The following is a 2,754-nucleotide window of genomic DNA, read 5'->3' on the forward strand; positions in this document are numbered from 1 at the left end:
ACTACAGATAAAGGATTAAAGCGTATCGAAGATATCCAAGTCGGTGATATGGTATTATCTAAACATGAAAGTGGTATAGGCAAACAAGAGTTTAAACCCGTTGTAAAAACTATCGTACATCATAATAAACCAATATTTGAACTGACATATGCAATTGTCAAAAACTCTACTAAAGCTTATGGCTTAAGTGATACATCTATCCTAAATCTTAGTAGGAAAGGCAAGGTCTTTGGAGTAAAAGCAACACCGAACCATCCATTCTGGGTAAAAGGACAAGGGTGGACTAACCTTGAAGACTTGAAGAAAGGGCAATTATTGGAAATGAAGGAGGAAGGATATCAAGCCTATGTCATCTTATCGTGTCCTGAATACCAAACCAACCATGCTGATGTAAAAGCATCATTGGGATTTACCAGTGTTACTCATTTAGACCAGTTTGCTGATAAAAATAAAAAATCACAATATACATTTCAAGTCTATAGTGAAAATGGTGATTGTACTGAATTGTTAGATGGACGAAGTAGCTACAGTCCAGTTCATATTGAAGGTAAAGGTGAAATTTATGTTACAGACAATCCACGACGGGATACGGTGTATAATTTTGAAGTAGCAGATAACCACACTTATTATATCTTTGATGAGCTATGGGTATACAATGATAATTGCCCGACACCTACGAATGCAGACGTAAAAAGAAGACAAGATAATGGAACTCTGCCAATCCAAAACGTGCGAATTTTTATGCGAGCAGTAACTGAAAATGGAGCTTGTTTCCCAGCAGGTACTTTAGTGCATACTGATAAAGGGTTAGTTCCAATTCAGGACATTAAGGTTGGTGATATGGTGTTATCTCGTCCTGAATGGGGTGGTAGAGATGCTCCAACTGAGTATAAACGTGTTGTAAGAGCTTTTTGTTCAGGCGAGGAAGAAATTGTAAGAGTAAGCTGTCAAAAAAATAGTGAATATGGAGACCCAGATGCTCTACGTTATTTTGAATTCATAACTCCTAACCACCCTATTTGGGATGAGACATTAAATGATTGGATTCCTGCTTCTAATATTGAAATAGGTACATTGTTATCTAGCATAGAAAACGAAGATAATCCAAGAGTTTTAGAAGTTGATATGGTTTGGGATAGTTATACCAAAGGTATAGGAATTACTTATCCCATCTATAGTGACGAAAGCGAAGTCGATTTTATGGTAGCTTTTAATAATCAAGGGTATAAAGTTCACTCTGATAAATTCATATCAGACTATTATAGACTTCCTGCAAAACTAGGTTTTCCGTTCGCCCCGAGCTTGTTGAGGGGTAGCGGAAAACCGTTATGATTCGACAAGCTCACCACGAACGGTTTTCCTTATTTTTGGGTTTTGCAGGAAGTCTTATATATCAGATGCTCAAAATATTAAGCTTAATTTAGAATACTCAAAGGAAGTTTTCAAGAACTATGAGAATAAATCATGGGCAGGAAATCGTAAACCTATTAAAGTACCAGTATATAATTTGGAAGTTGAAAGTTTTCATACTTACTTTGTAGGCGAAGACGGCTTATGGGTTCACGATGTGAATGTTATCTTAAAACTAAAAAATGATAGTCCCTTACGGACATATAAGGAGTGAGAAAGAGTGTTAGCCACAGACAAAGATAAACCACTATCAGGTAAAGCATTAAATCAAAAACTTTATGATGAGGCTTTTGATGTTAATGAATTAAAGCTAGAAACTAAACATAACGCTTGTTTTGTAGCGGGTACACTTGTTCATACGGATAAAGGTTTAGTGCCTATTCAAGACATTAAAGTCGGAGATATGGTGTTATCACGAGATGAGTTTAATCCACAAGGTGATTTACAATATAAACCAGTATTAAGTACCTTTAAATCTCAGCAGAAAGAAAGAATTTATAAGGTCGAATATCCAACTAATGATGGCATGGAATATATTTTCTGTAACGCACTTCACCCATTTTGGTCTGCCTATGATCCTAGTGGAAAAACAGGAAAGTGGGAAGCCGCAGAGGACTTGTCTGGGACATTCTTAGTTAATTTATCAGGTGAAACTTTTGGGCTAGATAATGTGCCATTTATGCCCGTCCGTACATTACCAAATTATCCTGAAGGCTGTGCATATGTGCAGTTTGTTGAAGACCCAGATTTTTGGAAAAATGGTGGTGGACTTATTGAGTTTGTAAAATTTGATTCAAATGGTTACCAATTTATCAGTTTAGCCGATAATGAAGAAGCCTTTGATGAAGAAATTAAAACCTTAAATCGCAAAACTTTAGATGCGAAGTTACGGTTGACGCCCAAAGCCAATTTTCTAGTGGATAAAGAACTATACAAAACCCTAAACGTAAGGCTGGGTCAGGATATAAACGTAAATACGCATACTGCTCAAAAATTCATTGAAGCAATGAATAAGCCATTGATATTTGAGGGTAAAATTGTAAAAGAAAATAGTATCGGAGATGAAGAACTATATAGAAAAGCATTAAAAAATATTGAAACCTATGGAGATGCAACAGGTTTAACAGAGATGAGCTTACATGAAGCCATGATAAGTTTTGATATGCCTGCACCAAACCCTTATGAGGATTTTGTCTATAATCTTGAAGTTGATGGAAATCATACTTATTTTGTTGGTCATGATGGCATTTGGGTGCACAATGCCTGCCCAAAATTTACCTTTGAGGATGTGAAGCCTTATAACAAAAATGTACCCGTACCTAAGTCTCATTCTGAGATTTCCAA

1 protein-coding gene and 1 pseudogene are annotated in these 2,754 nt (G+C 36.1%); both read left to right on the plus strand.

Annotated elements, in window-relative coordinates:
* Nucleotides 1–1,332, plus strand: a pseudogene (locus tag K941_RS17420) (Hint domain-containing protein); the annotation flags it as partial.
* A 298-nt stretch (nucleotides 1,333–1,630) separates the two neighbouring features.
* Nucleotides 1,631–2,754 (plus strand): polymorphic toxin-type HINT domain-containing protein (locus K941_RS0112295; protein WP_029103828.1); only part of this gene is annotated, 1,124 nt, incomplete at its 3' end.

It is taken from the genome of Moraxella caprae DSM 19149 (genome assembly GCF_000426885.1).
Classification (GTDB): Bacteria; Pseudomonadota; Gammaproteobacteria; order Pseudomonadales; family Moraxellaceae; genus Moraxella; species Moraxella caprae.